We start from the raw sequence: 25590 nt of genomic DNA on the forward strand, positions 1-25590 counted from the left end.
GTTCAGGACGGTAGCACATTCCGTAGTGATCGATACGGTATGGTCGTCGCCATGGCGGGCCGACCACGCAGCTTCGACCGCGACACCGCACTGGCAGCGGCTGTCGAGCTGTTCTGGCGTGCGGGCTTCGAGGAGACGTCCGTCGCGATGCTGACCTCGGCCATGGGCGTGACTCCGCCGAGCCTCTACGCGGCGTTCGGCGACAAGCAGCGGCTGTTCGAGGAAGCATCGGCGGTGTACTTCGAGCGCACGTGCCAGGCGGTCGACAGCGCCGTCGCGCTGCCGACGGCGCGGGACGCCGTCGCCCGGATGCTGGACGACACCGCGCACGCCCATACCGCCGCGGGGACGCCGCCGGGGTGCCTGATGTTGACCGAGCCGCGGCTCGGTGAGCAGCGTGCGGCGCTCCGTCAGCGACTCGCGGAGCGGCTCGACGAAGGCGTGCGGGACGGCGATCTCCCCGACACGGTGAACACCGGGCACCTCGCGGCGTTCCTCGTGGCCGTCATGCGCGGCATGTCCGGCTGTGCCCGCGACGGAGGCACCCTCGAGGACCTCCTGGGCATCGCCGAGACCGCGATGGCAGCGATGGCAGCGTTGGTCGCCGCGTCCGCCGGCGGATCCGCGGTGAGCACGGACGCGGGGTCTCGATAACCGGTCGCCGCCGCGGCCGCGGCGGGCCTAGCCTTCGGCCGTGACTGCCACCACCGACCTGCTCGCCGCTTATGACTCCCAGCTGCGGCTGGAGGCGGAGATGGTCGGTGCCCGCCCCTGGCACCGGCACGGCCCGCTCGTGCGTGGCGTCTTCACCGATGGCGGGTTCGTGTCCTATCGCGACCTGGACGGCCTCCAGAGCGACGAGGTCGACCGACTGATCGCCGACACGATCGCGTGGTTCCGCGACGAGACCGACGTGGCGTCGTTCGAGTGGAAGACGCGGGGGCACGACCGGCCTGCCGACCTTCCCGAGCGCCTGTTGGCCCATGGCCTCGAGGCCGACCCGGCCGAGACCGTGATGATCGGTCGCGCCGAGCTCCTCGATCAGGCCGTCGACCTGCCGGACGGCATCGTGGTGCGTCGAGCAGGCGACGGCGGCGACCTGCTGGGTGACGTGGAGAACGCGCTCCGGATGCAGGTCGACGTCCTCGGCCCGGGTCCCGGCCCCGATGCTGTCGAGCTCGCCGAGAAGATGGCGACCGCGCCCGACCTGAGCGGCCTGTGGCTTGCCGAGGACGCCGACGGCACCGTGGTCTGCACCGGCCGGTTGGAGGTGGTGCCCGGCACGGAGTTCGCCGGCTTGTGGGGTGGCGGCACGTTGGCACCGTGGCGGGGCCGCGGCATCTACCGCGCGGTGGTGGCGGCGCGGGCCCGTGCGGCCCTGGCCAGGGGCGCCGTGTACCTGCACAGCGACTGCACTGACATGTCGCGACCGATCCTGGAGCGCAGCGGGATGGTCCCGGTGACCACCACGACGCCGTACATCTGGACGCGCGCCTGACCCGGGCCCGACCCGCGTCGCAGCATGAGGCGTCAGCGCCGCCGCGGCTCCCCGCGCTCCCACCAGTCGTTCGGCGGGTCGTCACCGATGATGCGCGCGGCGAGTTGTGACTCGTGATAGGCGGCAACGGCCTCTCGCGCTGCCCGCCGTTCGGCCTTGGTGGACATGCCACAGATGCTAGTGATCGAGGCGGATCGGCGCCTGGAGTCAGGTGCCTCGGCTGACCTCCCAGCAATGTCGGTGGTCCCTGTTTCACTGGTCTCATGCGCGAATCTCGGGCGTTGGTGGAGATGTCGGAGGACGAGGTCCTCGACTTCGCCGACGCCTGCGCGGAGGCCGTCCGGCGGGCGGAGGTGGATCTGCTGCGGGCGGCGTATCAGTGGGCGGTGCTGCACTCCGCGGACCGGCTGGACCCTGCTGAGTCGTGGTTGCCGGGCCGGGAGCGGGCGCGGCAGCTGGGTGGGCCGGGTGTCCCGTCGGTGTCGGAGTTCGCGGCTGCGGAGTTCGGGGCCCGGATCGGGCGCACGACGTACGCCGCGGCGCAGCTGATAGCGGATGCCCAGGACCTGCGTCATCGGCACCCGCAGCTGTGGGCGCGGGTCCAGTCCGGTGAGGTCCGGGCCTCCTACGCCCGGCACGTCACCTCGCGGACCCGAGACCTGCAGCCCGAGGAGGCCGCCTACGTCGACGCAGGCGTGGTGGAGTCCGCGGACGGGCGGATCCCGTGGACCCGGTTCGAGGCGCTGGTCGCGGCCAAGGTCGCCCAGGCCGCCCCGGCGCTGGCCCGGGAGAAGGAGGAGCGCGCGGCGCGGGCGACGTTCGCGAAGAAGCTCCGCGGCTCTGCCCCGGACGAGGCGCATGGGATGGGGTCGTTCCTGGTCCGCGCCGACCTGGCCACCATCGAGGCGATCGAGGCGGTGGTCACCGGGCGGGCCGCCCGGCTCGCCCAGGAGCAGCCCGACGCCCCGCACCTCCAGACGGAGGACCAGCGCCGGGTGCACGCGTTCCTGCTGCTGGTCACCGGCGCTCCCGACGACACCGAGACCACGGAGCTGTTGCCGGACGTGACGGTGTTCGTGCACTACTACGCCGGCCCCGACGCCGAGGACATCGCGCGAGTCGAGAGGCACGGCCCGGTCACCACCGACTGGGTCCGCCAGACCCTGGGTCCCCGCGCACGGTTCACGATCCGGCCGGTGTTGGATCTGGCGGGGCAGGCGCCGGTGGATGCCTGGGAGATCCCGGATCGACATAGGCGGGCCGTGCATCTGATGACGCCGGCCGACATCTTCCCCTTCGCCTCCTCGACCTCAAGGTCGATGCAGACCGACCACACCGTCCCGCACGCCGATGGTGGGGTCAGCGGGATAGGGAACTATGGGCCGATGACGCTGGGTCATCACCGGATCAAGACCCATGGCCGCTGGCAGGTCCAGCAACCCTTCCCCGGTATCTTCGTCTGGCGCGACCCCCACGGTGCCTTCTACCTCGTCGACCACACCGGCACCCGCCGGATCCCCAGCACGCCCAGTCGGCCCGTCTTCGAGCTCTGGCACACCCCGTTCGACATCGAGATCGCCGAGGACTATCCCGGCGCCGCCTGACCGATCTCGTCGGGGGATCAGTTTGGTCAGTCATTGGCGGCGGGATGCTGTAGCACCTGGCTCACCTGATCTCTCCACCCCCGCATCGGTTCGGTTCACTGCACGGACAAGATGACGACCGCCAGGCAGCGTGTCGGCTGCTGTGCCCGCACCAGCCGCATCGTGCTCGCGGCAGCGGTAGGCGTGACCATCGACTCGGCGCCCGCGCCGTACTTGCTGGGGTAGGACGCGTCCACCAGGGCGGTCACGTCGACCCCCTCCACGCCGGGAACGTGGACCGCCGCCCGGCGGGAGCGCAGGGCGGCGCCGTACGAGCCGGTGTCACGGCGGTACCAGGTCGGACGTAGTCCGCGCCGCCGGCGGTGACGACCCAGATCGGCGCGCGCCGCCGCGGACCCGCGCCGACCCGAACGACCGCGATCTCCAGCTCACGGACGCCGTCACCAGGGGACGACGCCGGCGTCCTCGAAGAACCCGCCGGTGGATCCGCCGTCGGGCAGGGTCGCGAGACGGATGGGCGTGGCCGCACCCTCCTCGACGGAGCGCACGCCGCGGAACCCGTTGAGGTCGGTCGCGACGTAGCCGGGGCACGCGGCGTTGACGAGGATGTCGGTGCCGGCCAGCTCGCGGACGTACTGCAGCATCACCGCGTTGAGGAACGTCTTCGACACCGAGTACGCCGCCGAGATCGGCCCCACCGAGTCCTCGCCGGCCGCAGCGGCCTGCCGGGTCAGCGATCCGACGCCGCTGGAGACGTTCACGATCCGCGGGGACGGTGCGCGACGCAGCATCGGCAGCATCGCGTTGGTGACGCGCATGACTCCGAGGACGTTGGTCTCGAGCACCGTGCGGACGTTGTCGAGGTCGACCCGCGTGGGCTCCTGTGGCATCACGCCCGTGATGGCGGCGTTGTTGACCAGGATGTCGAGGCCGCCGGCGTACTCCTCGACGAGTGCGGCCGCAGCCGCCACGCTCTCGTCGGACGTGACGTCGAGCGGCACGCCGAACGCGTCGACGCCGTTCGCCCGGAGCTTGGCCACGGCATCCTCGCGGCGTACGTCGTCGCGGGCGCCGACGGCCACCCGGATGCCCTGGGAGCCCAGCCCCTCGGCGATCGCGTAGCCGATGCCCTTGTTGGCGCCGGTGATCAGCGCGGTCTTCTTCTGGTCCGTGGTCTGGTCAGTGGTCTCAGTCATGTCCTCGATGGTTGCTGCGGGGACCGGTCGGCTCCAACACCACCTGGGTGGGCAGCGATACCCTGAGGGTATGGAGACGCGTCCGTCCTCCACCCTCGCGGATCGACACGAACTGGGGCAGCTTCCCCACCGCTGTCGCCCTGCAGCACCCCCGTGATCGTGAGCGACATCTTGCTTGGCGCGGTAGTGGCCGCGGTGCCGCTGGCTGTTCTCAACGCCGTCACCTTCCCTCAGATGAACGCGCGCGGCAGCACGACGATGAGATCCAGGCGGCTTCGCAGATGTCCGCACTCGTGGTTCAGGCCGAGGCCTCTCTGCTGAACGAGCACTCTCGTCGAGTTTCCAACGGAGGACGAGGCCACAGACTCCACGGTCCATCTGCCCGCTCGCGACGTCTCGCCCGAGTCGCTGGACGCCCGCTACATCTGGAAGCCCCTCCGCGCGTGACAGCGGGACTTCGACCAACTCGCTTTCGGGCGCGCATCGTGGTCGTCTTCGATCCCTGCGCTGGCGGGGCCTGTCCTCGATCTGTCCTTCGTGCGGCTGGGTGTGACCGGGCATCGCGCGAGGCTGACCCCTTCTCAGGGGCGAGGTTGCCCAGCGCTTGCGCCAGCGAGCAGAACCACATCACGAGGAACGGAGTCATAGTATGTCTGCGACAACCACTGTGGGTTCAATCTCCAGTTTGCATCCTCTCGGGAAGGGAGACCTTGGATGTTGCGTTTGTCGGGGACCTTACAGAAGGTGATGGCGGTCGTAGTCACGATGGTGGCGCTAGCGACCTGGCCCTCCAGTGCATCTGCCGAGACGGCTCGACCGAGCCCAGCAAGGACTAGATACGACTACCACGTAACGGCAAATCAGATGGACGCCGCGATGAACCGGTGTCGAGTCCATTACTCGGGGAAGCGCGAGCGTGTGTGCGTGCGCATGCAATCAGCGCGCAAGAAGACCACCGAACTCGTGATGAACCGGTATCGCGCTCGTGCTTTCTACCATGCCTATCGTAAGAACTCACGGTTGGCCGATTGGTGTGAGGCCCACGGAAGCCGCTGTAGCAGGCGCTACCAGAACGCTACGCGTGGGTGTGCGGCTGAACCTACTAACCAGGACCGCATCGACTGCTGGAACAATACTGCCACCATGGCGCGCTATAAGTACGAGCTCATGAGCGGTTACTACAACCCGGCGTATCCCAGCGCGGCCGTGCGGCGTCTGTATCAGGGCCTGAACGCTTTTAGCCCACCCGACAACTCAACCCGCCATATCAGTTTCCATTGGACATGGGGAGGTGGGGTGTACGGCACGTTGTTGTTCAGCCGCTCGACCACCATGAGCCTCTACGAGAGGGCGCCGCACGACACGAAGGACAAGTTGATCGCTTCGTTGTGCGGGTCCGCAGCAGTTGCCTCGAAGGCGATTGGTGCTGCGTGCGGAATCGCTGGATATCACTATTACGACTTGGTCGACTCGCTCGAATCGGCAGCAAGCGATACGCATGGCTGCTTGCAGTTTAGGTCATTCGTGCCGATCGGCCCGATCGCTCCGGTCCGAAACCAGGACAATTTTTCCGTCGAGCGCTGCTATTGAGGAGGTGGAAGTGGGTCTCGCAAGACAGTTGTTCGACTGGCTGTTCGTCCCGGTTCTTATGGTGACCCTCGGTCTCCTGATTCACGCTGGCTCAGGCTACTGGATCATCGCAGCCGTGGTCTGCGCTATCAACCTTGTAGTGGTGTGGGTACGTACTCACCGGAACCCCCGGCAACAGACGTCCTGAAAATAGCAGGAGCGATCGAATCGGTTCTGCCCGCACTGTTGCGAACGCTCGGGAGAGTGGAGTAGCGGTGCGGGCTCTCGGTTTCCGATCAAACCCCAACATCGACACATTGTGCTTCTTGTATTTGAGCGTGGGCTCTGAGGCGTGACGACCCTCAGCTCTATAGGTACGCGTATGGGATTGGCCTTGAGGACAAGCGGTGCGTCGGTCGTACCACGGGGTACTCACGGTGTCCGGCGTGGCGGTAGGCGGGCCGCCAGTCATGACCCCCGGTGACCAGCGCCGCCCCATCCTGATCCGTGGCGAGGGTGGTCTCAGTCATGTCCTCGATGGTTGCTGCGGGGACCGGTCGGCTCCAACACCACCTGGGTGGGCAGCGATACCCTGAGGGTATGGAGACCCGGGAGCTGCGCTACTTCGTCGCGGTCGCGGAGGAGCTGCACTTCGGCCGGGCGGCGGAGCGTCTCGGGATCGCGCAGCCGCCCCTGTCGCGGGCGATCAGCCAGCTCGAGCGACGCCTCGGCACGACGCTGCTGGAGCGCAGCAGTCGCTCGGTCGCCCTCACCGAGGCGGGCGCGGTGCTGCTCCGCGAGGGGCGGGCGGCGCTGGACGCGGTCGCGGCGGCGGAGCGGCGTACTCGCCGTGCCGGTGAGGTCCCGAGCGGACGCACGCCGCTCGTGCTGGCGTCCAAGGCCGGTGCCGCCAACGAGCTGGTCGCCAAGCTGCTCGACAGGTACGCCGCCGAGCCGGACCCGGCGCCGGTCGAGGTGCTGCTGTGCGGTCCGGGGGAGCAGGCGCGGATGCTCCGCGAGGGCCGAGCCGACGTCGCGATCCTGCACCAGCCGTACGACGACGTGGCGGGGTTCGACACCGAGGTGCTCCTCACCGAGCGACAGGTCGTGATCCTGCCCGCCGGGCATCCGATCACGGCCCGCGAGCAGCTCGACCAGCGCGACCTCGACGGTCTCGACCTGCCCGCGCCACGGTGGCCCGACCATCACGGCGAGTACGCCGACGGCCCGGGCCCGGCGGTCCGGGACACGGCTCAGCTGCTCCAGCTGATCTCGCTCGGCCGCACCTATCTGGTCGCCCCCGAGTCCGTGCAGGGCCAGCTCGGCGGCGGCGTCACCACGCGTCCGATCGCCGACGCGCCACCGGTCAGCACCCTCCTCGCCTGGGCGCCGCAGAGCCGGTCACTGGACCTGGCAGCCCTGGTCGAGACCGCGCTCAACCTCTAGCAGCGGGCGTCCCGGAAAACCGGGCGCGATCTGTCGGCGGTGCGGCATAGCGTGGTCGGACCATGACCCTCACCGCTCCTGTCGCCAGCCCGCCGGACCAGCTCCCGACGACCGCAGTGGTGGACCCGTCCCGCAGGATCGGCCCGCGGCGGTTGAAGAGCCCGGTCGCGATGGCCGCGCTCGGCGCCTCGGCGGTGGCCGCGGTCGGGATGACCCTGGGCACGGTCGTGGCGGGGCGTCTCGCCGAGGACCCGACCCGGGGCCTGGTCTGGCTGCTGGCGCTCTGTCTGGTCGGCGCGGCCGTCGTCGACACCGTCGGCAAGGTCGCGTGGGTGGGCTGCTCGGACCGCGCGGAGGGCCTGCTCCGCGAGGACCTGCTGCGCGCGGCGTTGAGCCAGCCGTTGTCCGCGCTCAGCGAGCAGGCGGTCGGCGAGGTCCTCGACCGGATCGACGACGACACCCACGAGGTCGGCAACCTCGTCCGCTGGCAGATCTGGATGCTCGCCCGCACCTTGTTCGGCGCCCTGCCGATGTGGATCGTCGCCGGCCTCACCTGGTGGCCGTCGTTCGTCCTCTTCCCGTTGCTGGCGGGCGTCACCTGGCTGGCGATCCGCTCCTTGCTCGGTGAGATCTCGCGGCGCAAGGTCGTCGAGGAGATGGCGTGGACCGACCACGCCGCCGTGCTCGAGGAGGGCATCGCCGGGCGCGATGACCTGCGCACCAGCCTGGGCCAGGCCCATGTGCTGCGCCGCGTCGCGCGGCTGTCCGCCGACGTCCACACCAAGTTCCGCGCGGTCGTCGACGTCGAGAGCCGCCTGGTCCGGCGTGCTGGTCTGCTGCTGCACGCGCTGCTCGCCGGCATCGCCATCGCCGGCGTCGCCCTCACCTCAGCCGGCAGCCTGTCGGTCGCGCAGGTCGTCACGCTGTTCCTGGTCACCTCGACGTTCGTCGGGCAGATCGCGATGGCGGCCAACCACCTGCCTGACCTGCAGGCCGGGCTCGGCGCGGTGATCCGGCTGCGCCAGATGCTCGCCGTCCCGCCGGAGCCCGAGGGCGGCGGCCTGCTTCCCGAGGGTCCGCTCGACCTGGAGCTGCGCGGCCTGGACTTCGCGTACGCCGAGGGTGCCTTCGCGCTCCAGGACATCCGCCTGCGGGTCCCGGCGGGCCAGACCATCGCGCTGGTCGGTCGCACCGGCTCGGGCAAGTCGACGCTGGCCGCCCTCGTGTCGCGGGCGATGGAGCCACCGCGCGGCACGGTGTTCCTGGGCGGTGCCGACGTACGCGACCTCGACCTGCAGGTCCTGCGCCGCGCGGTCGGTGTGGTCACCCAGCGCACGGAGATCCTCGCGGGCACCCTCGCCGAGAACATCACGCTGTTCGCGGACGTCCCGCGCGCCACGGTGCAGGCGGCCGTGGTCGAGCTGGGCCTCGACGCGTGGGTCGCGGGCCTGCCCGGCGGCCTCGACACGCTGCTCGGGCCCGGCGGCACCTCGCTGTCGGCGGGGGAGGAGCAGCTCGTGGCGTTCGCGCGGCTGCTGGTGCGCGACGTGCGGGTCGTCGTCCTCGACGAGGCCACCGCGCGCATGGACCCGCTCACCGAGCTCCGGGTGGTCGCGGCGGCCGACCGGCTGCTGGCCGACCGGACCGGCATCCTCGTCGCGCACCGGCTCTCCACGATCGAGCGGGCGCCGCTCGTCGCGGTCCTCGACCGAGGTCGCGTGGTCCAGGCGGGCCCGCGCGTCGAGCTGGCCGGGGTCGCCGGGCGGTTCCGTGACCTCCTCGACGCCAGCCGCACCGAGCCCGGCGGCGACCTGCCCGCCGGGGAGGGCGTCGACGCCCGGGGGAGCGCCGCTGCCGAGCTCTCCGAGGCCGAGGCGAGCGGTGTGGGCGTGCGCCGGCGCTCCGGTCCGCCGCCCGAGGTCGACGAGGTCGGCACCGGGCCGTCGCTGGCGCGCGGGATCGCCCACGCGCTCGCGGTGCGGCCGGCGTGGGGCGTGCTCGGCGCCGTACTGTTCCTGCTCTCCGCTGTCACCGGGGCCCAGGGCGCCGTCACGGGCCTGCTGTGGGGACGCGTCGTCGAGGACCTGCGCCAGGGCGGCAGCCCCACGTGGCTCACCGGCGCCGTCGTGCTCAGCCTGCTCGCCGCGCCGGTCTTGCTGGCCAACGCCTTCTACCGCTACCCGCGCTGGTGGATCGAGGTCATGCTGCGTGCGCGGATGGCCGTGCTCCACGGCCAGACCCAGGAGCGGCGGCTCGCGCGCACCCCACCCGGTGAGGTGGTGGCCCGGTCGATGGACGCCGACCGCTTCGCGCGGTACGCCGACCGGTGGGTCGACTTCACCAACGGCCTGATCATCGCGAGTGTGACCGCGGTGCTGGCCGGCACCTGGATGGCCGGGGCGGTCCTGCTGGCCGTGATGCTCACCTCGGCGCTGGCCTCGACGGTGGGACGGCCGATCGCGGGCCGTTCGGCGGCCGCCTCCTCGACCGCACGGGCGGGCTTCGGGCGCGCCCTGGTCTCGGCGCTCGACTCGGTGCGCACCGTCAAGCTCGCGGCGGCGATCCCCGAGGTGCACGCCCACCTCCGTCGCGTCGACTCGGGCCGCGTCGCGGCCGCGGTCAAGGAGCACCGGGTGCAGGCCGTGCTCGACGGCGTCCCCATGGTGATGGTCCAGAGCGGCGTGGTGACGGCGTGGGCGATCTACTTCGCCGACGGGTGGAGCCTCGCGATCGCGCTGCTCGTGGCCAACGCGGTCGGCGGCTTCGACTGGTTCGGCCGGGTGGCCGGGATGGTCGTCACCGAGGCCCCCGGCACCCGCGCCTGGCAGAAGGAGACCAGCCGGTTCGCCGCCGGCGCCGACCTCATGGACCTGCCGCCGGGGGTCGACCTCGTCCGCGGCGAGGCGCCCGAGCCTGCGCCGGTGCAGCGCGTGCCGCTGGAGCGGTTGGAGCTGTCGGGCTTCTCCGCGATCCACGACGACGGCACGATCGGTGTCACCGGCATCGACCTCACCGTGGAGGCCGGCGAGCTGGTGCTGCTGGTCGGCCAGGTCGGGTCGGGCAAGTCCAGCCTGCTCTCGGCGCTCGCGGGCCTGATCGAGCACTCCGGCGGGCTGCGCTGGAACGGCCAGGAGGTCACCGACCCCCAGGGCTTCCTGCGGCCCGCCCAGGTCGCCCACGTCGCCCAGGTGCCGCGGGTGCTGTCCGGGAGCTTCTCCGACAACGTCCTGCTCAGCCACCGGCGGGCCTTCGACGACCCCGTCGCCGCCGCCCGGCTCGATCGCGACATCGAGGAGGCCGGCGGCAAGGACGCCCTGGTCGGGCACCGCGGCGTGCGGCTCTCCGGAGGTCAGGTCCAGCGCCTCGCGCTCGCGCGGGCGCTGGCGGCCGACGCGGAGCTGCTGCTCGCCGACGACGTCTCCAGCGCGCTCGACGCCGCCACCGAGATCGAGCTGTGGGACGCGCTGCGCGAACGGCGTACGACCGTCGTCGGCGCGTCCGCCAAGCGGTCCGCCCTCGCCCGCGCCGACCGGGTTGTCGTCCTCGTCGACGGCACCGTCGCCGCCGCCGGCCCCTGGAGCGAGATCGGCTCCGCCTGGGGTCACCTCGCGGGCTGAGGCGAGTGCGAGTCTCCCGTCGCGCTCAGGGACCCCTGGGCACGTCCGACCCGCACAGCACGAGGGCTCCCGCCATCAGGACCAGGGCGCATGCACCGATGGGCACGATCAGGGTGGTCAGCGCGGCTCCGCCGGCCGCCTCGTAGGAGAGCAGCAGGAACAGCAGCCCCCCGTCCAGGGCGAGGCCCGCGGCAGCGATCGGTGTCAGGGATTGGGCATGTCGTCGAGCCCGGGCCAACCAGAGCGCCAGGATCACGTGGGGGGTCGCCCACACCAGGCCGCCGGTCACCGCGATGGCGCCGAGGATCTGGCCGACTCCGTCCCAGTCCTCGCCCTGGATGCGCCGGTCCTGCACGATGGCTCCCAGGCCGAGTGCGACGACGAGCAGACCGATGCCGGCTGAGGTCCAGAGGCCGATGGTCAGCAGACGAGAAGGCGTGTTGCGAACGGCGGAGGCGCGAACCATGAGTCCAGTGTCAGAGTCGTCGGCGCTCGCGGCCTGAGTACGTCTACTCGGTCCGCGCGCTGGCTGCTCGGTGTGATCGGAGGTCGGCGAAGAGAGGCTCTGTCGGTCGAGCCGGTAGATTTCGCGCAGTGTCCGACACTCGCCCCCGCCGTACGTTCGCCGTCATCAGCCACCCCGACGCGGGCAAGTCGACGCTCACCGAGGCGCTGGCGCTGCACGCGCGGGTGATCACCGAGGCGGGTGCCGTCCACGGCAAGGGCGACCGGCGCGCCACCGTGTCGGACTGGATGGCGATGGAGAAGGCGCGCGGCATCTCGATCACCTCGGCCGCGCTGCAGTTCGTCTACCGGGACCACGTGGTCAACCTCGTCGACACCCCCGGGCACAGTGACTTCTCCGAGGACACCTACCGCGTGCTGTCGGCGGTCGACTCCGCGGTGATGCTGGTCGACGCGGGCAAGGGCCTGGAGCCGCAGACGCTCAAGCTCTTCAAGGTGTGCGCGCTGCGCGGCATCCCGGTGATCACGGTGATCAACAAGTGGGACCGGCCCGGACTCTCGGCGCTCGAGCTCATGGACCTGATCCAGGAGAAGATCAAGCTCCGGCCCACGCCGCTCACCTGGCCGGTGGGGGAGGCGGGCGACTTCCGGGGCGTCCTGGACCGGCGCACGGGGGAGTACGTCAAGTACACCCGCACCGCCGGTGGCGCCACCCGGGCCCCCGAGCAGCGGCTCTCCTCCGACCAGGTGCCGGAGGACGACCGGCGTACCTGGGCGGAGGCGGTCGAGGAGCACGAGCTGCTCGCCCTCGACGAGGCCGACCACGACCAGTTGCGCTTCTTGGCGGGTGAGACCACCCCGGTGATGTTCGCCTCCGCGCTCCAGAACTTCGGTGTCGCGCAGCTCTTGGACCTGCTCCTCGACCTCGCGCCTGGCCCGAGCGCGACCGAGAGCGTCGACGGCACGGTCCGGCAGGTCGACGACGACTTCAGCGCGTTCGTGTTCAAGGTGCAGTCCGGCATGAACGCCGCCCACCGCGACCGCCTGGCCTACGCCCGCGTGGTGTCGGGAACCTTCGAGCGCGGCATGGTGGTCACCCACGCCGGCACCGGCAAGCCGTTCACCACGAAGTTCGCCCAGTCCGTCTTCGGGCGCGAGACCACCGCTGTCGAGACCGCCGAGGCCGGCGACATCATCGGGTTCGTCAACGCCCAGGCGCTCCGGGTCGGCGACACGGTGTACGTCAGGGAGCCCATCGCGTACCCGCCCGTGCCGAGCTTCGCCCCGGAGCACTTCGTGACCGCCAGCGCCGGGGACATCGGCCGCTTCAAGCAGTTCCGTCGCGGCATCGAGCAGCTCGACCAGGAAGGCGTGGTCCAGGTGCTGCGCTCGGACCTGCGTGGGGACCAGAACCCCGTCCTCGCAGCCGTCGGACCGATGCAGTTCGAGGTCGTCGAGGACCGGATGACCAACGAGTTCAACTCGCCCATCCGGTTCTCCCGGCTCGACTACCAGGTGGCCCGGCGTACCGACGCGGCGGGCGCCGCGGCGCTCTCCGGCATGCGGGGCGTCGAGGTCCTCGAGCGCAGCGACGGCACCCGGATGGCGCTGTTCGTCGACCAGTGGCGGGCGATGGTCACCGCCCGCGACAACCCCGAGATCATGCTCGAGGCGCTGCCGGCCGGCGGCAGCTGACCCAGGCCGGGTCGGGCGCAGGAGGCGGCTCAGCCGGGAACGCGCGAGCCGTGGAAGACGACCTCGCGCCGCACCTCGAAGCCGAGGCGCTCGTAGAGGCCGCGCGCGGCCGTGTTGTCGGAGACGACATGGAGGAAGGCACGCTCACCCCGGTCGGCGATGCCGGCGGTGAGCTCGCGGACCAGCGCCGCGGCGTGGCCGCGTCCGCGCGCCTCGGGCGCGGTGCACACGGCGCTGATCTCGGTCCAGCCCGGTGGGTGGAGGCGCTCGCCGGCCATGGCCACGAGGGCGTCGCCGTCACGGACGCCGACGTAACGGCCCATCTCGATGGTGCGGGGCCAGAACGGTCCCGGAGAGGTACGGCGGGCCAGCGCCAGCATGTCCGGCACGTCGATCGGCCCGAGCTCGACGACCTCGGCGAGCGGATCTGCGCCCCCGAGCGGGCTCGTCGGGCCGACCATCTGCACGCCGGCCATCGAGAAGACGGGCGGCCAGTGCGGCGGGGGCATCACCGGGGAGCTGAAGAGGTCCGCGAACCCACCCGGGCCCAGCAGCCAGGCCAGGTCGTCCCAGTCTTCGGGAGCCGGGTCGGGCGGGACGGCGACGAACGTGGCCACGTCACCGGCGTACGCCCGCACTCGGCCCTGCCGGCGCGCCAGGTGACCGTGGGGGCCACGCAGGGACGCTCCGACCGGGTCGTCGAGGTCCGTCAGGGCTAGAGCTTGCCCATCTTGGCGAAGGGGCTGGTCACGCGCACCGTCTGCTGCCCGAAGTCGACCATCACCGCCGCGGAGTCCACGTGGGTGACGCGTCCCATCCCGTAGGAGTCGTGGGAGACCAGGTCACCCACGGCGTAGGTCTCGATCGTCGGGACGGGGTCGGGTCGGAACGGGCTGCTGGCCAGGTGTCGCCGTGCCCCTGCTGAAGTAGTCATCGACCCCAGTATCGCAGGTCGAGGCTCGATCAGGCGATGACTGCGTCGATCGTCTTCTTCAGTGCGCTGGGCTGCGAGGGCCGCCGGGGCGCCTTGGCTCGCGCCTGCTCCATCTCCGCACCGATCTCCTGGAGGGTCTTGCGGCCGAGCGCCTCGCGCACCTGCGGGAACCACTCGTCCTCCTCCTCGATGTGGTGGCGGACGTTCTCGATGAGCACCGTCGTCTTGGCGGTGAAGCGCTCGTCGTCGGGCTTCATCGCGGCGAGCTCCATGACCAGGACGTCGGCGACGTGGTGCTCCTCGTAGGACTCCAGCACGTCGTCCTCGAGGTCGGGCACCAGCTCACGCACCCGCGGGTACATGACCTCGTTCTCGATGTAGGTGTGCACCGTGAGCAGCTCGATGATCTTGTCGACGAGCTTGCCCTTGGTCTTCACGGCGTCCTCGCCCGCCGACTCGAAGTCGCGGAAGGCGCGCAGGATCTCCTTGTGGTCGTCCTTGAGCATGACGATGGCGTCGGTAGACATGCCCGACGGGTACCCACCGGGCGGGAGGATCAGTCGCGCAGGAGGAGCTTGACCGCGACCTCGATCTGCTGACCGGTCTCGGCGGCGGAGTTGCGACCGGTGACCCAGCCGACCAGCGCGGAGAGCCACACGTCGCCGATCACCTTGGCGATCGCGACGTCCTCCTCGGTGAGCTCGTCGTGGGCGTCGGGACGCATCACGCGAGTCAGCATCGAGGTGAGCAGCATGCCGACCTGGTGGATCTCGGCCTGCACGGAGGCGTCGGCGAACATGAACGCCCGGGTCAGCGCCTCAGTGAGCTTGGGGTCGCTCTGCATGCCGCGGGTGGTGCGCTTGAGCACCGTGATGACTCGCTCGGCGGTGGTGTCGCCGTCCACGGGCCGGTCGCGCAGCGCGGACTCGGTGCGCTCGAACTCCCGCTGGAGGGCCGAGACGAGCAGGTGGATCTTGGAGGGGAAGTAGCGGTAGAGCGTCCCGAGGGCGACGTCGGCCTGCTCGGCGACCGCGCGCATCTGGACGGCGTCGAAGCCGCCCTGCGAGGCCAGGGCGATGGTCGCGTCGAGGATGCGCTTGCGACGGTCGCGCTGGGCGGCGGAGCCCAGGTCCTCGACGGCCAGCGAGTTGGCGCTGCTCACACGGACCCCCTGACGGGTTGATAGTGAATCGGGACGACCCCGGTCCGCTCGAGTTTAGGGACTGGCGACTGCCCCATGCATATCGGCGGCTACGCTACCAATGCGTAGGATAAAATAGGAACACGTTCCAGTTAGTCCGGCACGGCGTGTCCCACGCATCCGGCCATCCCCCCGTATCCCGGGGGACGAGAGAGAGGGTGCGGATGCGGGTTGCACTGTTGTCCTACCGGAGCAAGCCCCACTGCGGCGGACAGGGCATCTACATCCGGCACCTGAGCCGGGAGCTCACCAACCTCGGGCACTCCGTCGAGGTGTTCTCCGGGCAGCCCTACCCCGAGCTCGACGAGGGCGTGACGCTCACGAAGCTCCCGAGCCTAGATCTCTACCGCGAGCCCGACCCGTTCCGGGTGCCCAAGCTCAAGGAGTTCCGCGACCGCATCGATGTCGAGGAGTTCGCCACGATGTGCGCGGCGGGGTTCCCCGAGCCCAAGACGTTCAGCCTGCGCGCGGCCCGGGCGCTGCGCGAGCGGGTCGAGGACTTCGACATCGTGCACGACAACCAGGTGCTCGGCTACGGCCTGCTCGAGATCGAGAAGATGGGGCTGCCGCTGATCACCACGCTCCACCACCCGATCACGTTCGACCGCCGCATCGACATCGGAGCGACCCGCAACCCGTGGCGCAAGTTCACGCTCAGCCGCTGGTACGGCTTCTTGAGGATGCAGGGTCGCGTCGCCCGCCAGGCGCGCAAGATCATGACCCCCTCGGAGACCTCCAAGCGCGACATCGTCAAGGACTTCGGCGTCGACCCCGACCGCATGCAGGTCATCCTGCTCGGCGTCGACGACGGGTTCGTGCCGCCCACCAAGCCGCGCGTCCCGGGCCGGATCCTCGCGATGGCGAGCGCGGACGCGCCGATGAAGGGCATCGCCACCCTGCTGGAGGCGTTCGCCAAGCTGCGCACCGAGCGTGATCTGGAGCTGCTGCTCGTCACCAAGCCCACGCCGGGCGGTCGCACCGAGCGCCTCATCGACAAGCTCTCGATCGGCGACGCGGTGCGCTTCGTGCACGGCGTCAGCGACGCCGAGCTCGTCGAGCTGATGGGCTCGGCCGAGATCGCCTGCGTGCCCTCGCTCTACGAGGGGTTCTCGCTGCCCACCGCCGAGCTGATGGCCTGCGCGACCCCGCTGGTCGTCTCGCGCGCCGGCGCGATCCCCGAGGTCGTCGGCCCGGACGGCCTCTGCTCCGACCTCGTCACCCCCGGTGACGTCGGCGAGCTGACCAACGCGATCGCCGCGCTGCTCGACGACCCCGAGCGGCGGGCACGGTACGGCGCCGCGGGCCGCAAGCGCGTCGAGGAGCTGTTCAGCTGGCGGGCCGTCGCCCAGAAGGTCGCGGCGGCGTACGAGGAAGTGATCGAGGACTACCGGTCCGAGAAGCAGAAGGAGACCACGCGTGCTGACCGTTGACTTCGACCGGCTCGGGCTGCGTCCCGGGGAGCGGGTGCTCGACATGGGCGCCGGCGGTGGCCGGCATGCCTTCGAGATGTATCGCCGCGGTGCTGACGTGGTCGCGTTCGACATGGACGCCGACGAGCTCGCCGGCGTGCTGGAGATCTTCGGTGCGATGAAGGAGAACGGCGAGGTGCCCGAGGGTGCCAGCGCCGACATCAAGCAGGGCGACGCCCTCGAGCTGCCGTTCGCGGACGGTGAGTTCGACCGCATCGTCGCCGCCGAGGTGCTCGAGCACATCCACCGCGACGTCGACGCCATCAAGGAGCTCGTCCGGGTGCTGCGCCCCGGTGGCACGTTGGCGATCTCCGTGCCGCGCTGGCTCCCCGAGGTCATCAACTGGCGGCTGTCCGACGACTACCACAACGCCGAGGGCGGGCACATCCGCATCTACACCGACCACGAGCTCATCGACAAGGTCACCAAGGCCGGCAAGTTCAACGACGGCGAGCCCGGCGACGCGATGGTCTTCGAGGGCAAGGACTACGCCCACGGCCTGCACGCGCCGTACTGGTGGATCAAGTGCGCCGTCGGTGTCACCAACGACGAGCACGTCCTCGCGCGGACCTATCACAAGCTGCTGGTCTGGGAGATCATGAAGCAGCCCAAGGCGCTCCAGCTCGCCGGCAAGGTGCTCGACCCGCTGATCGGCAAGAGCATGGTGCTCTACTTCCGCAAGCCGGTCCATGGCTGAGCCGCTGGCGCGCGTCCCGTACGTTGAGGGCATCATCACGGCCGAGCAGGTCGCCGAGACCGCGGCGACGATCGCGGCGATGCAGGAGAACTGCGGCTCGGTGCCGTGGACCACCGGCGAGCACACCGACGTCTGGAACCACGTCGAGGCCGCCATGGCGATGCTCGTCGGCGGTCAGGTCGAGGCCGCCGAGCGGGCCTACGCGTGGGTCCCGACGATCCAGCGTGCCGACGGCTCGGTTCCGATGAAGATCGTGGGCGGTGTCGTCGACGACGACCGCGGCGAGGTCAACATGAGCGCCTACCTCGCGGTCGGCGTGTGGCACCACTGGCTGGTGCGCCGCGACATCGGGTTCGTCCAGCAGTACTGGCCCAGCGTCCGCGCCGCACTCGACTGGGTCGTCTCCCAGCAGCTGCCGTTCGGGGGCATCAACTGGACGCCGACCGAGTCGTTCGCGCTGCTTGCCGGGTGCTCGAGCATCTACCACTCGCTGCGCGCGGGGGTCGCGCTCGCCGACCTGCTCGACGACCCGCAGCCGGAGTGGGAGCTCGCCGGTGGCCGCCTGGGCCACGCGCTGCGCGAGCACCGCGACCTGTTCGAGGACAAGTCGACGTACTCCATGGATTGGTACTACCCGGTGCTCGGCGGCGCGGTGCGCGGTCGCGACGCCTTCGAGCTGCTCGAGAGCCGATGGGACGAGTTCGTCGTCCCCGGCATGGGCATCCACTGCGTCGACTCCAACCCGTGGGTCACCGGCGCCGAGACCTGCGAGCTGGCGATGGCGCTCGACGGGCTCGGCGACCACCGACGGGCACTCACGCTGCTGGCCGACATGCAGCACCTGCGCGAGAGCGACGGGCGCTACTGGACGGGATGGGTCTACGGTGACCCGGCCAGCGCGCCCGAGGGGGAGCCGCGCAACGTCTACTGGCCGGTCGAGCACACGACGTACACCGCCGCAGCGGTCATCCTCGCCGTCGACGCGCTCGGCGAGGTGCGCGGGCACGGCACGTCCGGGTCCGGCATCTATCGCGGCACCTCGCTGGCGCCGCACTTCGCCGAGCTCGCGCTCGAGTGCGGCTGCCCTCAGCCGACGACCTCGCCCGCCTGACCGGACGTCCGCCGCAGCACCCGCATCGAGCCCAGCGCCTCCACCTCGGTGAAGGCGCCACTCTCGAGCGCGCGCAGGAAGACGTGGTACGGCGGCTGCCCGCCGTCGGCCGGGTCCGGGAACACGTCGTGGATCACCAGTAGGCCGTCGCGCATGATCCAGTGCGCCCAGCCGGTGTAGTCGTTCTGCGCGTGCTCCTCGGCGTGGCCGCCGTCGATGAACAGCATCGACAGCGGCGTGCGCCAGTGAGCGCTCACGGTCGTGCTGCGGCCGATGACGGCGACGACCTGGTCCTCCAGGCCGGCGCGGGCGATCGTGCGCCGGAACACCGGCAGGGTGTCCATCAGCCCGGTCTCGGGGTCGACGAGCGAGGCGTCGTGGTGCTCCCAGCCGGCCTGGTTCTCCTCCGACCCGCGGTGGTGGTCCACGGTGAACACGACTGCCTGGGGGCCGCCGACCTGACGGGCAGCGGCACCGAGGTAGATCGCGGACTTGCCGCAGTAGGTGCCCACCTCCAGCGCGGGGCCGTGGGGGAGACGCTCGAGCGCCACCCGGTGCAGCAGCATCCCCTCGTCCTCGGGCATGAAGCCCTTCGCTGCCAGGGCGTGGCTCAGCCAGTCGTCGGTCACCGGTCCACTCTAGTAGGATTGGAACACGTTCTAGTTCGGGCCCGGTCGCACGTTGACCCGCCCGAAAGTTTCGGGCGGGTCAACGTCAGGAAGAGGTGGGGATGTCCATCGGGATCTCCGACGAGCACGTCGAGCTGGCCTCGAGCCTGCGCAAGTGGGCCGCGGACCTGCGGGGCCGGGAGTTGGCCCGCGCCGCGGAGGAGGACCCGGCCGCGAGGTTCGACGCGGCCTGGAGCGCGCTGGTCGAGATGGGCGTCCCCACGATCGGGCTGCCCGAGGCGGCCGGCGGCGGCGGCGGGACCACGCTCGACATCGCGGTGGCGCTCGAGGCCTGTGCTCACGAGCTGGTGCCGGGTCCGCTGCTCGGGCCTGCCGTGGCCGCCGGCGTGCTCGGGGGGCTCCCCGCCGATGGCGTCGTGGGACTCGCGCTCGGCGACCTGCTCTGGGACGCGCCGTCGGCCACCCACGTGCTCACCGAGACCGGCGCCGGGTGGCGGCTGCTGCCGCGCGAGGCCGTCGAGGTGACCGAGGCCACCGGGCTCGACCTGACCAGGCGGTTCGGCCGGCTCGAGGTGCGCGCCGCCGACGCCGGGACCTCGGTGGACGTCACGACCGACCTGGTCCGGCGTACCGCCGTGACGCTGGCGGCCGCCGAGGCCGCGGGCGTCGCGCGCTGGTGCCTTGCGACCGCGGTCGACTACGCGAAGGTCCGCGAGCAGTTCGGGCAGCGGATCGGCAGCTTCCAGGCGATCAAGCACCTGTGCGCGGAGATGCTCGAGACCGCGGAGTCCGTGACCGCGGCCGCCTGGGACGTGGCCTCCGCGGCGAGCGACGAGGACGGGCAGTGGGCATTCGCCGCCGACGTCGCCGCGGCGGTGTGCTTCGACGGTGCGGTCGAGGTCGCGAAGTCCTGCATCCAGGTGCTCGGCGGCATCGGGTTCACCTTCGAGCACGACGCCCATCTCTACCTGCGCCGCGCCCTGACCCTGCGCGCGCTGCTGGGCGGCAGCGACGACGCGGCCGAGCGGCTCACCGCCGCCGCGGTGGCGGGCGTACGCCGGCGCGTGCAGCTCGATCTGGAGGGGCGCGACGAGGCGATCCGCGCCGAGGTCCGCGCGAACGTCGAGCGGATCGCCGCGCTGCCGGCGGAGGGGCAGCGGGCGGACTTCGTCGAGACCGGCTACCTCACCCCGCACTGGCCCGCGCCGTACGGGCTCGGCGCCGACGCCGTCACCCAGGTCGTCATCGACCAGGAGCTGGCGCGCAACGGGGTCACCCGCCCTGACATCGTGATCGCCGGCTGGGCGGTACCGACGATCCTCGAGCACGGCACCGACGCGCAGCGCGAGCGGTTCGTGGAGCCCTCGCTGCGCGGTGAGCTGGTCTGGTGCCAGCTGTTCTCCGAACCCGGCGCCGGCTCCGACCTCGCCTCGCTGCGCACCCGCGCCGAGAAGGTCGACGGCGGCTGGAAGCTGACCGGACAGAAGGTCTGGACCTCCGTGGCCGAGCGCGCCGACTGGGGCATCTGCCTGGCGCGCACCAACCCCGACGTCCCCAAGCACAAGGGCATCACCTACTTCCTCGTCGACATGAGGAACAGCGAGGGCATCGACGTGCGGCCGCTGCGCGAGATCACCGGCAAGGCGCTGTTCAACGAGGTGTTCCTCGACGAGGTGTTCGTGCCCGACGAGATGGTGGTCGGCGAGGTCGACGACGGGTGGCGGCTGGCCCGGACGACGCTTGCCAACGAGCGGGTCGCGATGGCGACCAGCCGGCTCAGCACCAGCACCGAACGGGCCATCGAGCTCGCCACGGCGGGGGTCAGCGGCGCCCAACGGGTCGCGGTCGGCCACTCGATCGCGCTGGCCACCGTCTGCTCGCTGCTGGGCGTGCGCTCCACGCTGCGCTCGCTGGCCGGCCAGGGGCCGGGTGCGGAGTCGAGCGTCGCCAAGCTGCTCGGCGTACGCAACCGGCAGGACGGCGCCGAGCTCGTCGTGTCGCTGCACGGCGCCCGGGTGGTGCTCGGTGACGACGAGGCGGTGCGCGCGGACGTGTGGGAGATGCTCAACACCCGCTGCCTGTCGATCGCGGGCGGCACGACCCAGATCCTGCGCAACGTCGCCGGCGAGCGGATCCTCGGCCTGCCGCGCTGACCCAGGGTCCTCGGGCCCTAGGACCCTGGGGTTCGACGCCAGGGGAGAGCAGCCTGGGGGTCATGGGCGTCGTGACGACCGACCCGTTGCTGGACCCGCTGCCTGACCTGCTCGCCCGGCTCGAGACCGATGGACAGGGGCTCACCCCCGAAGAGGCCGCACGGCGCCTCGCGGAGGTGGGCCCCAACCTGCTGAGCGCGACCGGGGGCACCTCGCTCCTCGCGGCCCTGCTGCGCCAGCTCGTCCACCCGCTGGCGTTGCTGCTGTGGGTGGCCGCCGCGCTGGCGCTGACGACGCAGGGGCTCACGCTGGGTGTCGCGATCATCGCGGTGATAGCGCTCAACGCGGTGTTCGCACTCGTGCAGGAGCGGCACGCCGAGCACGCCGTGGCCGCGTTGAGCGCCTACCTGCCCCAGCAGGCGCTGGTCGTCCGCGGCGGGCACCGCATCCAGGTCGATGCCCGCGACATCGTCCCCGGCGACCGGGTCGTCGTCGAGGAGGGCGAGTCGATCTGCGCGGACGCCCGTCTCGTCGAGGGTGCGCTCGAGGTCGACCTCTCGGCGATGAACGGCGAGTCCCAGCCGGCGCTCCGGGCGGCCGGTGAGGCTGGGCTCAACGGCACCTCCCGGCTGGTGGAGGCCCGCAACATCGTGCTGTCGGGCACCACCTGCATCTCGGGCGAGGGCCTGGCCGTGGTCGTGCACACCGGCATGGACACCGAGCTCGGCCGGATCGCGGGGTTGAGCAGCCGCGCCGGGCACGAGTCGAGTCCGTTGGAGCGGCAGGTACGCCGGGTCGCCTGGATGATCGCCGGCGTCGCGGTCGGTGTGGGCGTCGCGTTCCTGCCACTGGGCATGCTCGCGGGCCTGAGCTTCACCGAGGCCGCGGTGTTCGCGATCGGCCTGCTGGTCGCGAACGTCCCGGAGGGGCTGCTGCCGACGATCACGCTGGCGCTCGCCGTCGGGGTGGCCGACCTGGCGAAGCGCGGGGGCCTGGTCAAACGACTCAGCGCCGTGGAGACCCTCGGCTCGACCGACGTGATCTGCACCGACAAGACCGGCACGCTCACCCAGAACCGGATGCACCTGCACAGTGTCTGGGACGCCACGGCTCGTAGTGCGCCCGACCCGGTGGTCGCGACAGCGCTGGTGCGCGTGCTCACCAACTGCACCACGGCCGACCCCGAATCGGGGGTCGGTGACCCCACCGAGCTCGCCCTGCTGGGCGCGGCCCGGCACCTGTCGGTGGAGACGCCCGACCAGGAGGTGCGGGAGGCGACGTTCCACTTCGACCCGCGACTACGCCTGATGTCCGTGATGGTGCTGGGCGCCGACGGGACTCGGACGGCGCTCACCAAGGGTGCGCCCGAGGCCGTCGTCGCCCGCTGCGCGACCATGTTGACCCAGCCGGGCGTGACCGTGCCGCTGACCGACGCGGTGCGGGCGTCGCTCGACCGGCGGCTGCCCGAGCTGGCCGGCCGCGGCCTGCGGCTGCTGGGGTGCGCGACCCGGGATCTCGGCGTGCTCGCGTCGACGAGCCGTGAGGACGTCGAGCGTGACCTGGTGCTCGTCGGTTTCGTGGCGCTCGCCGACCCGATCCGCGACGCCGTACCCGCCGCGGTGGGACAGGCGCACGACGCCGGCCTGCGCGTGCACGTGATCACCGGTGACAACGGTGCGACCGCCGCGGCCATCGCGCGCTCGGCGGGGATCGGCGGCGACCCGGCCACGGTCGTCGCCGGCGCCGAGCTCGATGCGATGCCCGACCGGGAGCTCGACACGCTGCTCGCACGCGGCGAGGAGATCGTGTTCGCCCGCAGCTCGCCCGAGGACAAGCTCCGGATCGCGAGCCGGCTGCAGGCGGCGGGTCACGTGGTGGCGATGACCGGTGACGGCGTCAACGACGCTCCTGCCCTGCGCCAGGCCGACATCGGGGTCGCGATGGGCGTCAGCGGGACCGACGTCGCGCGCGAGGCGGCCACGATGGTGCTGACCGACGACGACTTCGCGACGATCGTGCGAGCCATCGAGGCCGGCCGGCGCGTCTACGACAACGTCCGCAAGTTCATCCTCTACATCTTCGCCCACGCGGTCCCCGAGATCGTCCCGTTCCTGCTGTTCGCGCTGTCCGGAGGCGCGATCCCACTCGGACTCACGGTCACCCAGATCCTGCTGATCGACCTCGGCACCGAGACGCTGCCGGCGCTCGCCCTGGGCCGCGAGGCCGCGGAGCCCGGGTTGATGTCGCGCCCGCCCCGCAGGCGGCACGAGAACCTGATCAACCGCGAGATGCTCCTCCGGGCATGGGGAGTCCTCGGGGTCGTGTCGGCGCTGCTGGTGACCAGCGGGTTCCTGGGTGTCCTGTGGACGGCCGGCTGGCGACCCGGCGACGCCACGGGCACCGGGACGCCGCTGCACGACGACTACCTCACCGCGACGACGATGACGTTCGCCGGGATCGTCGCCTGCCAGATCGGGACCGCGATGGCGGCACGGACCGACCGGGTCTCGCTGCTCTCGATCGGCGTGCTCAGCAACCGGCTGCTGCTCGCCGGCATCGTCTTCGAGGTGGCACTGGCCGCCACCGTCATCTACCTGCCGGCCCTCCAGGACCTCCTCGGCACCCGGCCCCTCGGGATCGGAGAGCTTGCCTACCTGGCGACGTTCCCGCTGGTCGTGTGGGGCGTCGACGAGGCCTACCGCGCGATCCACCGGCGGCGGTGAGTCCCGGTGTCCCCGCTGTTCCCCCGTCGTTCACGCTCCGGATCGCCGGATGTCGAGATCTCCTCCTTCCGGGGGGTGACTCTCGGCGATGGTCGGGCACAGACTGGTCTCGATCACCCATCCAGAGCTGAGGACGACCACTCACCCATGCATCTCCACCGGCGTGTCCGACTCGTGCTCGGCGTCACCGCGACCTTGGCCACGGTCGCCGTGGTTGCTGCGTCCGCTCCCGGGAACAACCCTCGGCCGCCGGTGCGCGACGTGGTGATCACCGTCGACTCCGCGCCGGACGCCTCCGACGACCCGGTGGTCACACCGACCGCCACCGACGCCAGGCAGGTCGCCCACGAGACGCGCCACGGGGCCTCGATGACCGCCTCGGCCGTCACCGACCTCGACCTCCCGATCGCCGCCGTCGGTGCGTACCGCTCCGCGGCCACGGTGATGCGCCAGGTCGACGCCGGCTGCGGGCTCACCTGGACGCTCCTGGCCGCCATCGGCCGGGTCGAGTCGGACCACGGGCGCTACGACGGTGCGGTCCTGGGCTCCGACGGGGTCTCGACGCCGCTGATCCGCGGCGTGGCCCTCGACGGTGCAGGCCCGGTCGCACGCGTCGGGGACACCGACGCCGGCCTGGTCGACGGGGACAAGCGCTGGGACCGGGCCGTGGGCCCGATGCAGTTCCTGCCGAGCACCTGGGCCGCGGTGGGTGTGGACGCCGACGGCGACGGCGTCCGCTCGGCCGACGACCTCGACGACGCCGCCCTGGGTGCGGCGGTCTTCCTGTGCGCCGCACCGGGAGACCTCGGCACCTGGGCCGGCCGGCAGGCCGCCGTGCTCCGCTACAACCCCTCCGCGGCGTACGCCCGGGCGGTGCTCGCCGTCGAGCGCGCCTACCGCACCGGCCACTACGAGGTGCCCACGCTGCCGACGTACGGCGAGGGCCCGGTCAACGTGCGAGCGGTCGTCACCGGTGGTCAGGGAGCGGCGGGCCCGCAGGTCCAGCCCGTGCGGCACGGTCACCCGGAGGCCGAGCAGGTCACCCACCCCGTCACCGAGCCCGTCCATCCCACGCCCGACCCGACGCCGGATCCGACGCCGGATCCGACGCCGGACCCCACCCCGGACCCCACCCCGGACCCGGCCTCGGAGGAGCGCACCGGCACGCTTGCGGTCTGCCACACGGAGGAGGCGTCCGCCCAGCAGCAGGTCTGGTGCCTCGACGACCTCGTGATCGACGTCGGTGACGCCGACCTGCTCGCGGCCCCCGCCCTCGCGGACTTCGACGCCGACGGGGCCGTCGAGACCAACGCCGACGAGCTCGCCGGCCTGGCCGGCACCGAGGTCACCGTGACGGTCCGGCTCCCGGGAGCCGACGACCCGGCCGACGCGGCGCCGGTGCTGCTGGCGATCGGCGAGGACGCCTACCTATCGGAGACCCCGGTCGAGGCTCCGGCCGCGCCGGAGAATGGGCGCTAGCTCTACCACTGGTCCGAGCGCCTGGGCCGGGCCTCGAGGACCTTCGTCACTGGCGTCTTCCCGCTTGGCGGATCAGGATCCGTTCGAACGCAGCCGCTTGCGGA

General features: G+C 71.4%; 22 protein-coding genes. 13 read left to right on the top strand and 9 right to left on the bottom strand.

The window, feature by feature from the left end; all coding sequences use genetic code 11:
• Window positions 1-51: 51 nt before the first annotated feature.
• Complete coding sequence (locus tag AC3ANS_RS09540) at window positions 52-654, top strand: TetR/AcrR family transcriptional regulator (protein WP_488295924.1); 603 nt, start codon at window positions 52-54, stop codon at window positions 652-654.
• A 40-nt stretch (window positions 655-694) separates the two neighbouring features.
• The gene (locus AC3ANS_RS09545; protein WP_488295925.1) at window positions 695-1498 is read left to right on the top strand and encodes a hypothetical protein; all 804 of its coding nucleotides are present in this window, start codon (window positions 695-697) and stop codon (window positions 1496-1498) included.
• 32 nt (window positions 1499-1530) lie between these two features.
• Here the strand turns inward: AC3ANS_RS09545 and AC3ANS_RS09550 are convergent, their stop codons facing one another.
• Entirely contained in the window at window positions 1531-1665 is a 135-nt protein-coding gene (locus AC3ANS_RS09550; RefSeq protein WP_488295926.1) for a hypothetical protein, read from the bottom strand.
• 96 nt (window positions 1666-1761) lie between these two features.
• Here AC3ANS_RS09550 and AC3ANS_RS09555 point away from each other — a divergent pair, with 96 nt between their 5' ends.
• Window positions 1762-3102, top strand: coding sequence for a hypothetical protein (locus tag AC3ANS_RS09555; RefSeq protein WP_488295927.1), 1341 nt, complete (start codon window positions 1762-1764; stop codon window positions 3100-3102).
• A 95-nt stretch (window positions 3103-3197) separates the two neighbouring features.
• On the opposite strand, the gene AC3ANS_RS09560 is transcribed toward AC3ANS_RS09555, so the two are convergent.
• Window positions 3198-3350 carry a hypothetical protein gene (locus AC3ANS_RS09560; RefSeq protein ID WP_488295928.1) on the bottom strand — a complete coding sequence of 51 codons (153 nt, stop codon included), beginning with the start codon at window positions 3348-3350 and terminating at the stop codon, window positions 3198-3200.
• A 192-nt stretch (window positions 3351-3542) separates the two neighbouring features.
• Window positions 3543-4298, bottom strand: a complete 756-nt coding sequence (locus AC3ANS_RS09565; RefSeq protein WP_488295929.1) for an SDR family oxidoreductase — start codon at window positions 4296-4298, stop codon at window positions 3543-3545.
• A gap of 1143 nt (window positions 4299-5441) precedes the next feature.
• Between AC3ANS_RS09565 and AC3ANS_RS09570 the strand changes: the two genes are divergently transcribed.
• The 3 genes from AC3ANS_RS09570 to AC3ANS_RS09580 all read left to right on the top strand — a co-directional run bounded on the left by AC3ANS_RS09570 (window position 5442) and on the right by AC3ANS_RS09580 (window position 10930).
• Window positions 5442-5888: a hypothetical protein gene (locus tag AC3ANS_RS09570; RefSeq protein WP_488295930.1), complete on the top strand. Its 447-nt coding sequence runs from the start codon at window positions 5442-5444 to the stop codon at window positions 5886-5888.
• Window positions 5889-6467: 579 nt separating this feature from the next.
• The gene (locus AC3ANS_RS09575; protein ID WP_488295931.1) at window positions 6468-7313 is read left to right on the top strand and encodes a LysR family transcriptional regulator; all 846 of its coding nucleotides are present in this window, start codon (window positions 6468-6470) and stop codon (window positions 7311-7313) included.
• A 62-nt stretch (window positions 7314-7375) separates the two neighbouring features.
• Window positions 7376-10930 carry an ATP-binding cassette domain-containing protein gene (locus tag AC3ANS_RS09580; protein ID WP_488295932.1) on the top strand — a complete coding sequence of 1185 codons (3555 nt, stop codon included), beginning with the start codon at window positions 7376-7378 and terminating at the stop codon, window positions 10928-10930.
• A gap of 25 nt (window positions 10931-10955) precedes the next feature.
• On the opposite strand, the gene AC3ANS_RS09585 is transcribed toward AC3ANS_RS09580, so the two are convergent.
• Window positions 10956-11396, bottom strand: a complete 441-nt coding sequence (locus AC3ANS_RS09585) for a hypothetical protein (RefSeq protein ID WP_488295933.1) — start codon at window positions 11394-11396, stop codon at window positions 10956-10958.
• A 128-nt stretch (window positions 11397-11524) separates the two neighbouring features.
• Here AC3ANS_RS09585 and AC3ANS_RS09590 point away from each other — a divergent pair, with 128 nt between their 5' ends.
• Window positions 11525-13090 (top strand): peptide chain release factor 3, encoded by a 1566-nt coding sequence (locus AC3ANS_RS09590; RefSeq protein ID WP_488295934.1) that lies wholly within the window; start codon window positions 11525-11527, stop codon window positions 13088-13090.
• Between the two features lie 29 nt (window positions 13091-13119).
• Here the strand turns inward: AC3ANS_RS09590 and AC3ANS_RS09595 are convergent, their stop codons facing one another.
• The 4 genes from AC3ANS_RS09595 to AC3ANS_RS09610 all read right to left on the bottom strand — a co-directional run bounded on the left by AC3ANS_RS09595 (window position 13120) and on the right by AC3ANS_RS09610 (window position 15186).
• Complete coding sequence (locus AC3ANS_RS09595) at window positions 13120-13707, bottom strand: GNAT family N-acetyltransferase (RefSeq protein ID WP_488295935.1); 588 nt, start codon at window positions 13705-13707, stop codon at window positions 13120-13122.
• Between the two features lie 98 nt (window positions 13708-13805).
• Window positions 13806-14024, bottom strand: coding sequence for a hypothetical protein (locus tag AC3ANS_RS09600; RefSeq protein ID WP_488295936.1), 219 nt, complete (start codon window positions 14022-14024; stop codon window positions 13806-13808).
• A gap of 29 nt (window positions 14025-14053) precedes the next feature.
• Window positions 14054-14551: a hemerythrin domain-containing protein gene (locus AC3ANS_RS09605; protein WP_488295937.1), complete on the bottom strand. Its 498-nt coding sequence runs from the start codon at window positions 14549-14551 to the stop codon at window positions 14054-14056.
• A gap of 29 nt (window positions 14552-14580) precedes the next feature.
• Window positions 14581-15186 (bottom strand): TetR family transcriptional regulator, encoded by a 606-nt coding sequence (locus AC3ANS_RS09610; RefSeq protein WP_488295938.1) that lies wholly within the window; start codon window positions 15184-15186, stop codon window positions 14581-14583.
• Between the two features lie 203 nt (window positions 15187-15389).
• Between AC3ANS_RS09610 and AC3ANS_RS09615 the strand changes: the two genes are divergently transcribed.
• The 3 genes from AC3ANS_RS09615 to AC3ANS_RS09625 are packed head-to-tail and all read left to right on the top strand — an operon-like array spanning window position 15390 to window position 18502.
• A complete protein-coding gene (locus AC3ANS_RS09615) occupies window positions 15390-16655 on the top strand; it encodes a glycosyltransferase family 4 protein (protein ID WP_488295939.1) in 1266 nt (421 codons plus the stop codon).
• Entirely contained in the window at window positions 16642-17391 is a 750-nt protein-coding gene (locus tag AC3ANS_RS09620) for a class I SAM-dependent methyltransferase (RefSeq protein WP_488295940.1), read from the top strand. The genes AC3ANS_RS09615 and AC3ANS_RS09620 overlap by 14 nt, the downstream gene beginning before the upstream one ends.
• The gene (locus tag AC3ANS_RS09625) at window positions 17384-18502 is read left to right on the top strand and encodes a prenyltransferase/squalene oxidase repeat-containing protein (RefSeq protein ID WP_488295941.1); all 1119 of its coding nucleotides are present in this window, start codon (window positions 17384-17386) and stop codon (window positions 18500-18502) included. The genes AC3ANS_RS09620 and AC3ANS_RS09625 overlap by 8 nt, the downstream gene beginning before the upstream one ends.
• On the opposite strand, the gene AC3ANS_RS09630 is transcribed toward AC3ANS_RS09625, so the two are convergent.
• Complete coding sequence (locus AC3ANS_RS09630) at window positions 18478-19086, bottom strand: class I SAM-dependent methyltransferase (RefSeq protein WP_488296464.1); 609 nt, start codon at window positions 19084-19086, stop codon at window positions 18478-18480. The genes AC3ANS_RS09625 and AC3ANS_RS09630 overlap by 25 nt on opposite strands.
• A gap of 146 nt (window positions 19087-19232) precedes the next feature.
• Here AC3ANS_RS09630 and AC3ANS_RS09635 point away from each other — a divergent pair, with 146 nt between their 5' ends.
• The 3 genes from AC3ANS_RS09635 (at window position 19233) to AC3ANS_RS09645 (ending at window position 25486) form a co-directional block, all read left to right on the top strand.
• On the top strand, window positions 19233-21284 hold the full coding sequence (locus AC3ANS_RS09635) for an acyl-CoA dehydrogenase family protein (RefSeq protein WP_488295942.1): 2052 nt from the start codon (window positions 19233-19235) through the stop codon (window positions 21282-21284).
• A 62-nt stretch (window positions 21285-21346) separates the two neighbouring features.
• Entirely contained in the window at window positions 21347-24007 is a 2661-nt protein-coding gene (locus AC3ANS_RS09640; protein ID WP_488295943.1) for a cation-translocating P-type ATPase, read from the top strand.
• A gap of 147 nt (window positions 24008-24154) precedes the next feature.
• Window positions 24155-25486: a lytic transglycosylase domain-containing protein gene (locus tag AC3ANS_RS09645; RefSeq protein WP_488295944.1), complete on the top strand. Its 1332-nt coding sequence runs from the start codon at window positions 24155-24157 to the stop codon at window positions 25484-25486.
• Window positions 25487-25590: the final 104 nt, after the last annotated feature.

The sequence above is a fragment of the Nocardia sp. 149-1B genome (genome assembly GCF_057747975.1).

What these genes read in the sequence shown, in the direction of transcription:
- AC3ANS_RS09540 (WP_488295924.1), top strand. Translation starts at nt 52, where the DNA reads ATGGCGGGCCGACCACGCAGCTTCGACCGCGACACCGCACTGGCAGCG.
- AC3ANS_RS09550 (WP_488295926.1), bottom strand. Translation starts at nt 1,665, where the DNA reads ATGTCCACCAAGGCCGAACGGCGGGCAGCGCGAGAGGCCGTTGCCGCC.
- AC3ANS_RS09555 (WP_488295927.1), top strand. Translation starts at nt 1,762, where the DNA reads ATGCGCGAATCTCGGGCGTTGGTGGAGATGTCGGAGGACGAGGTCCTC.
- AC3ANS_RS09565 (WP_488295929.1), bottom strand. Translation starts at nt 4,298, where the DNA reads ATGACTGAGACCACTGACCAGACCACGGACCAGAAGAAGACCGCGCTG.
- AC3ANS_RS09570 (WP_488295930.1), top strand. Translation starts at nt 5,442, where the DNA reads ATGGCGCGCTATAAGTACGAGCTCATGAGCGGTTACTACAACCCGGCG.
- AC3ANS_RS09575 (WP_488295931.1), top strand. Translation starts at nt 6,468, where the DNA reads ATGGAGACCCGGGAGCTGCGCTACTTCGTCGCGGTCGCGGAGGAGCTG.
- AC3ANS_RS09580 (WP_488295932.1), top strand. Translation starts at nt 7,376, where the DNA reads ATGACCCTCACCGCTCCTGTCGCCAGCCCGCCGGACCAGCTCCCGACG.
- AC3ANS_RS09585 (WP_488295933.1), bottom strand. Translation starts at nt 11,396, where the DNA reads ATGGTTCGCGCCTCCGCCGTTCGCAACACGCCTTCTCGTCTGCTGACC.
- AC3ANS_RS09600 (WP_488295936.1), bottom strand. Translation starts at nt 14,024, where the DNA reads ATGACTACTTCAGCAGGGGCACGGCGACACCTGGCCAGCAGCCCGTTC.
- AC3ANS_RS09605 (WP_488295937.1), bottom strand. Translation starts at nt 14,551, where the DNA reads ATGTCTACCGACGCCATCGTCATGCTCAAGGACGACCACAAGGAGATC.
- AC3ANS_RS09615 (WP_488295939.1), top strand. Translation starts at nt 15,390, where the DNA reads ATGCGGGTTGCACTGTTGTCCTACCGGAGCAAGCCCCACTGCGGCGGA.
- AC3ANS_RS09625 (WP_488295941.1), top strand. Translation starts at nt 17,384, where the DNA reads ATGGCTGAGCCGCTGGCGCGCGTCCCGTACGTTGAGGGCATCATCACG.
- AC3ANS_RS09630 (WP_488296464.1), bottom strand. Translation starts at nt 19,086, where the DNA reads ATGCCCGAGGACGAGGGGATGCTGCTGCACCGGGTGGCGCTCGAGCGT.
- AC3ANS_RS09635 (WP_488295942.1), top strand. Translation starts at nt 19,233, where the DNA reads ATGTCCATCGGGATCTCCGACGAGCACGTCGAGCTGGCCTCGAGCCTG.
- AC3ANS_RS09640 (WP_488295943.1), top strand. Translation starts at nt 21,347, where the DNA reads ATGGGCGTCGTGACGACCGACCCGTTGCTGGACCCGCTGCCTGACCTG.
- AC3ANS_RS09645 (WP_488295944.1), top strand. Translation starts at nt 24,155, where the DNA reads ATGCATCTCCACCGGCGTGTCCGACTCGTGCTCGGCGTCACCGCGACC.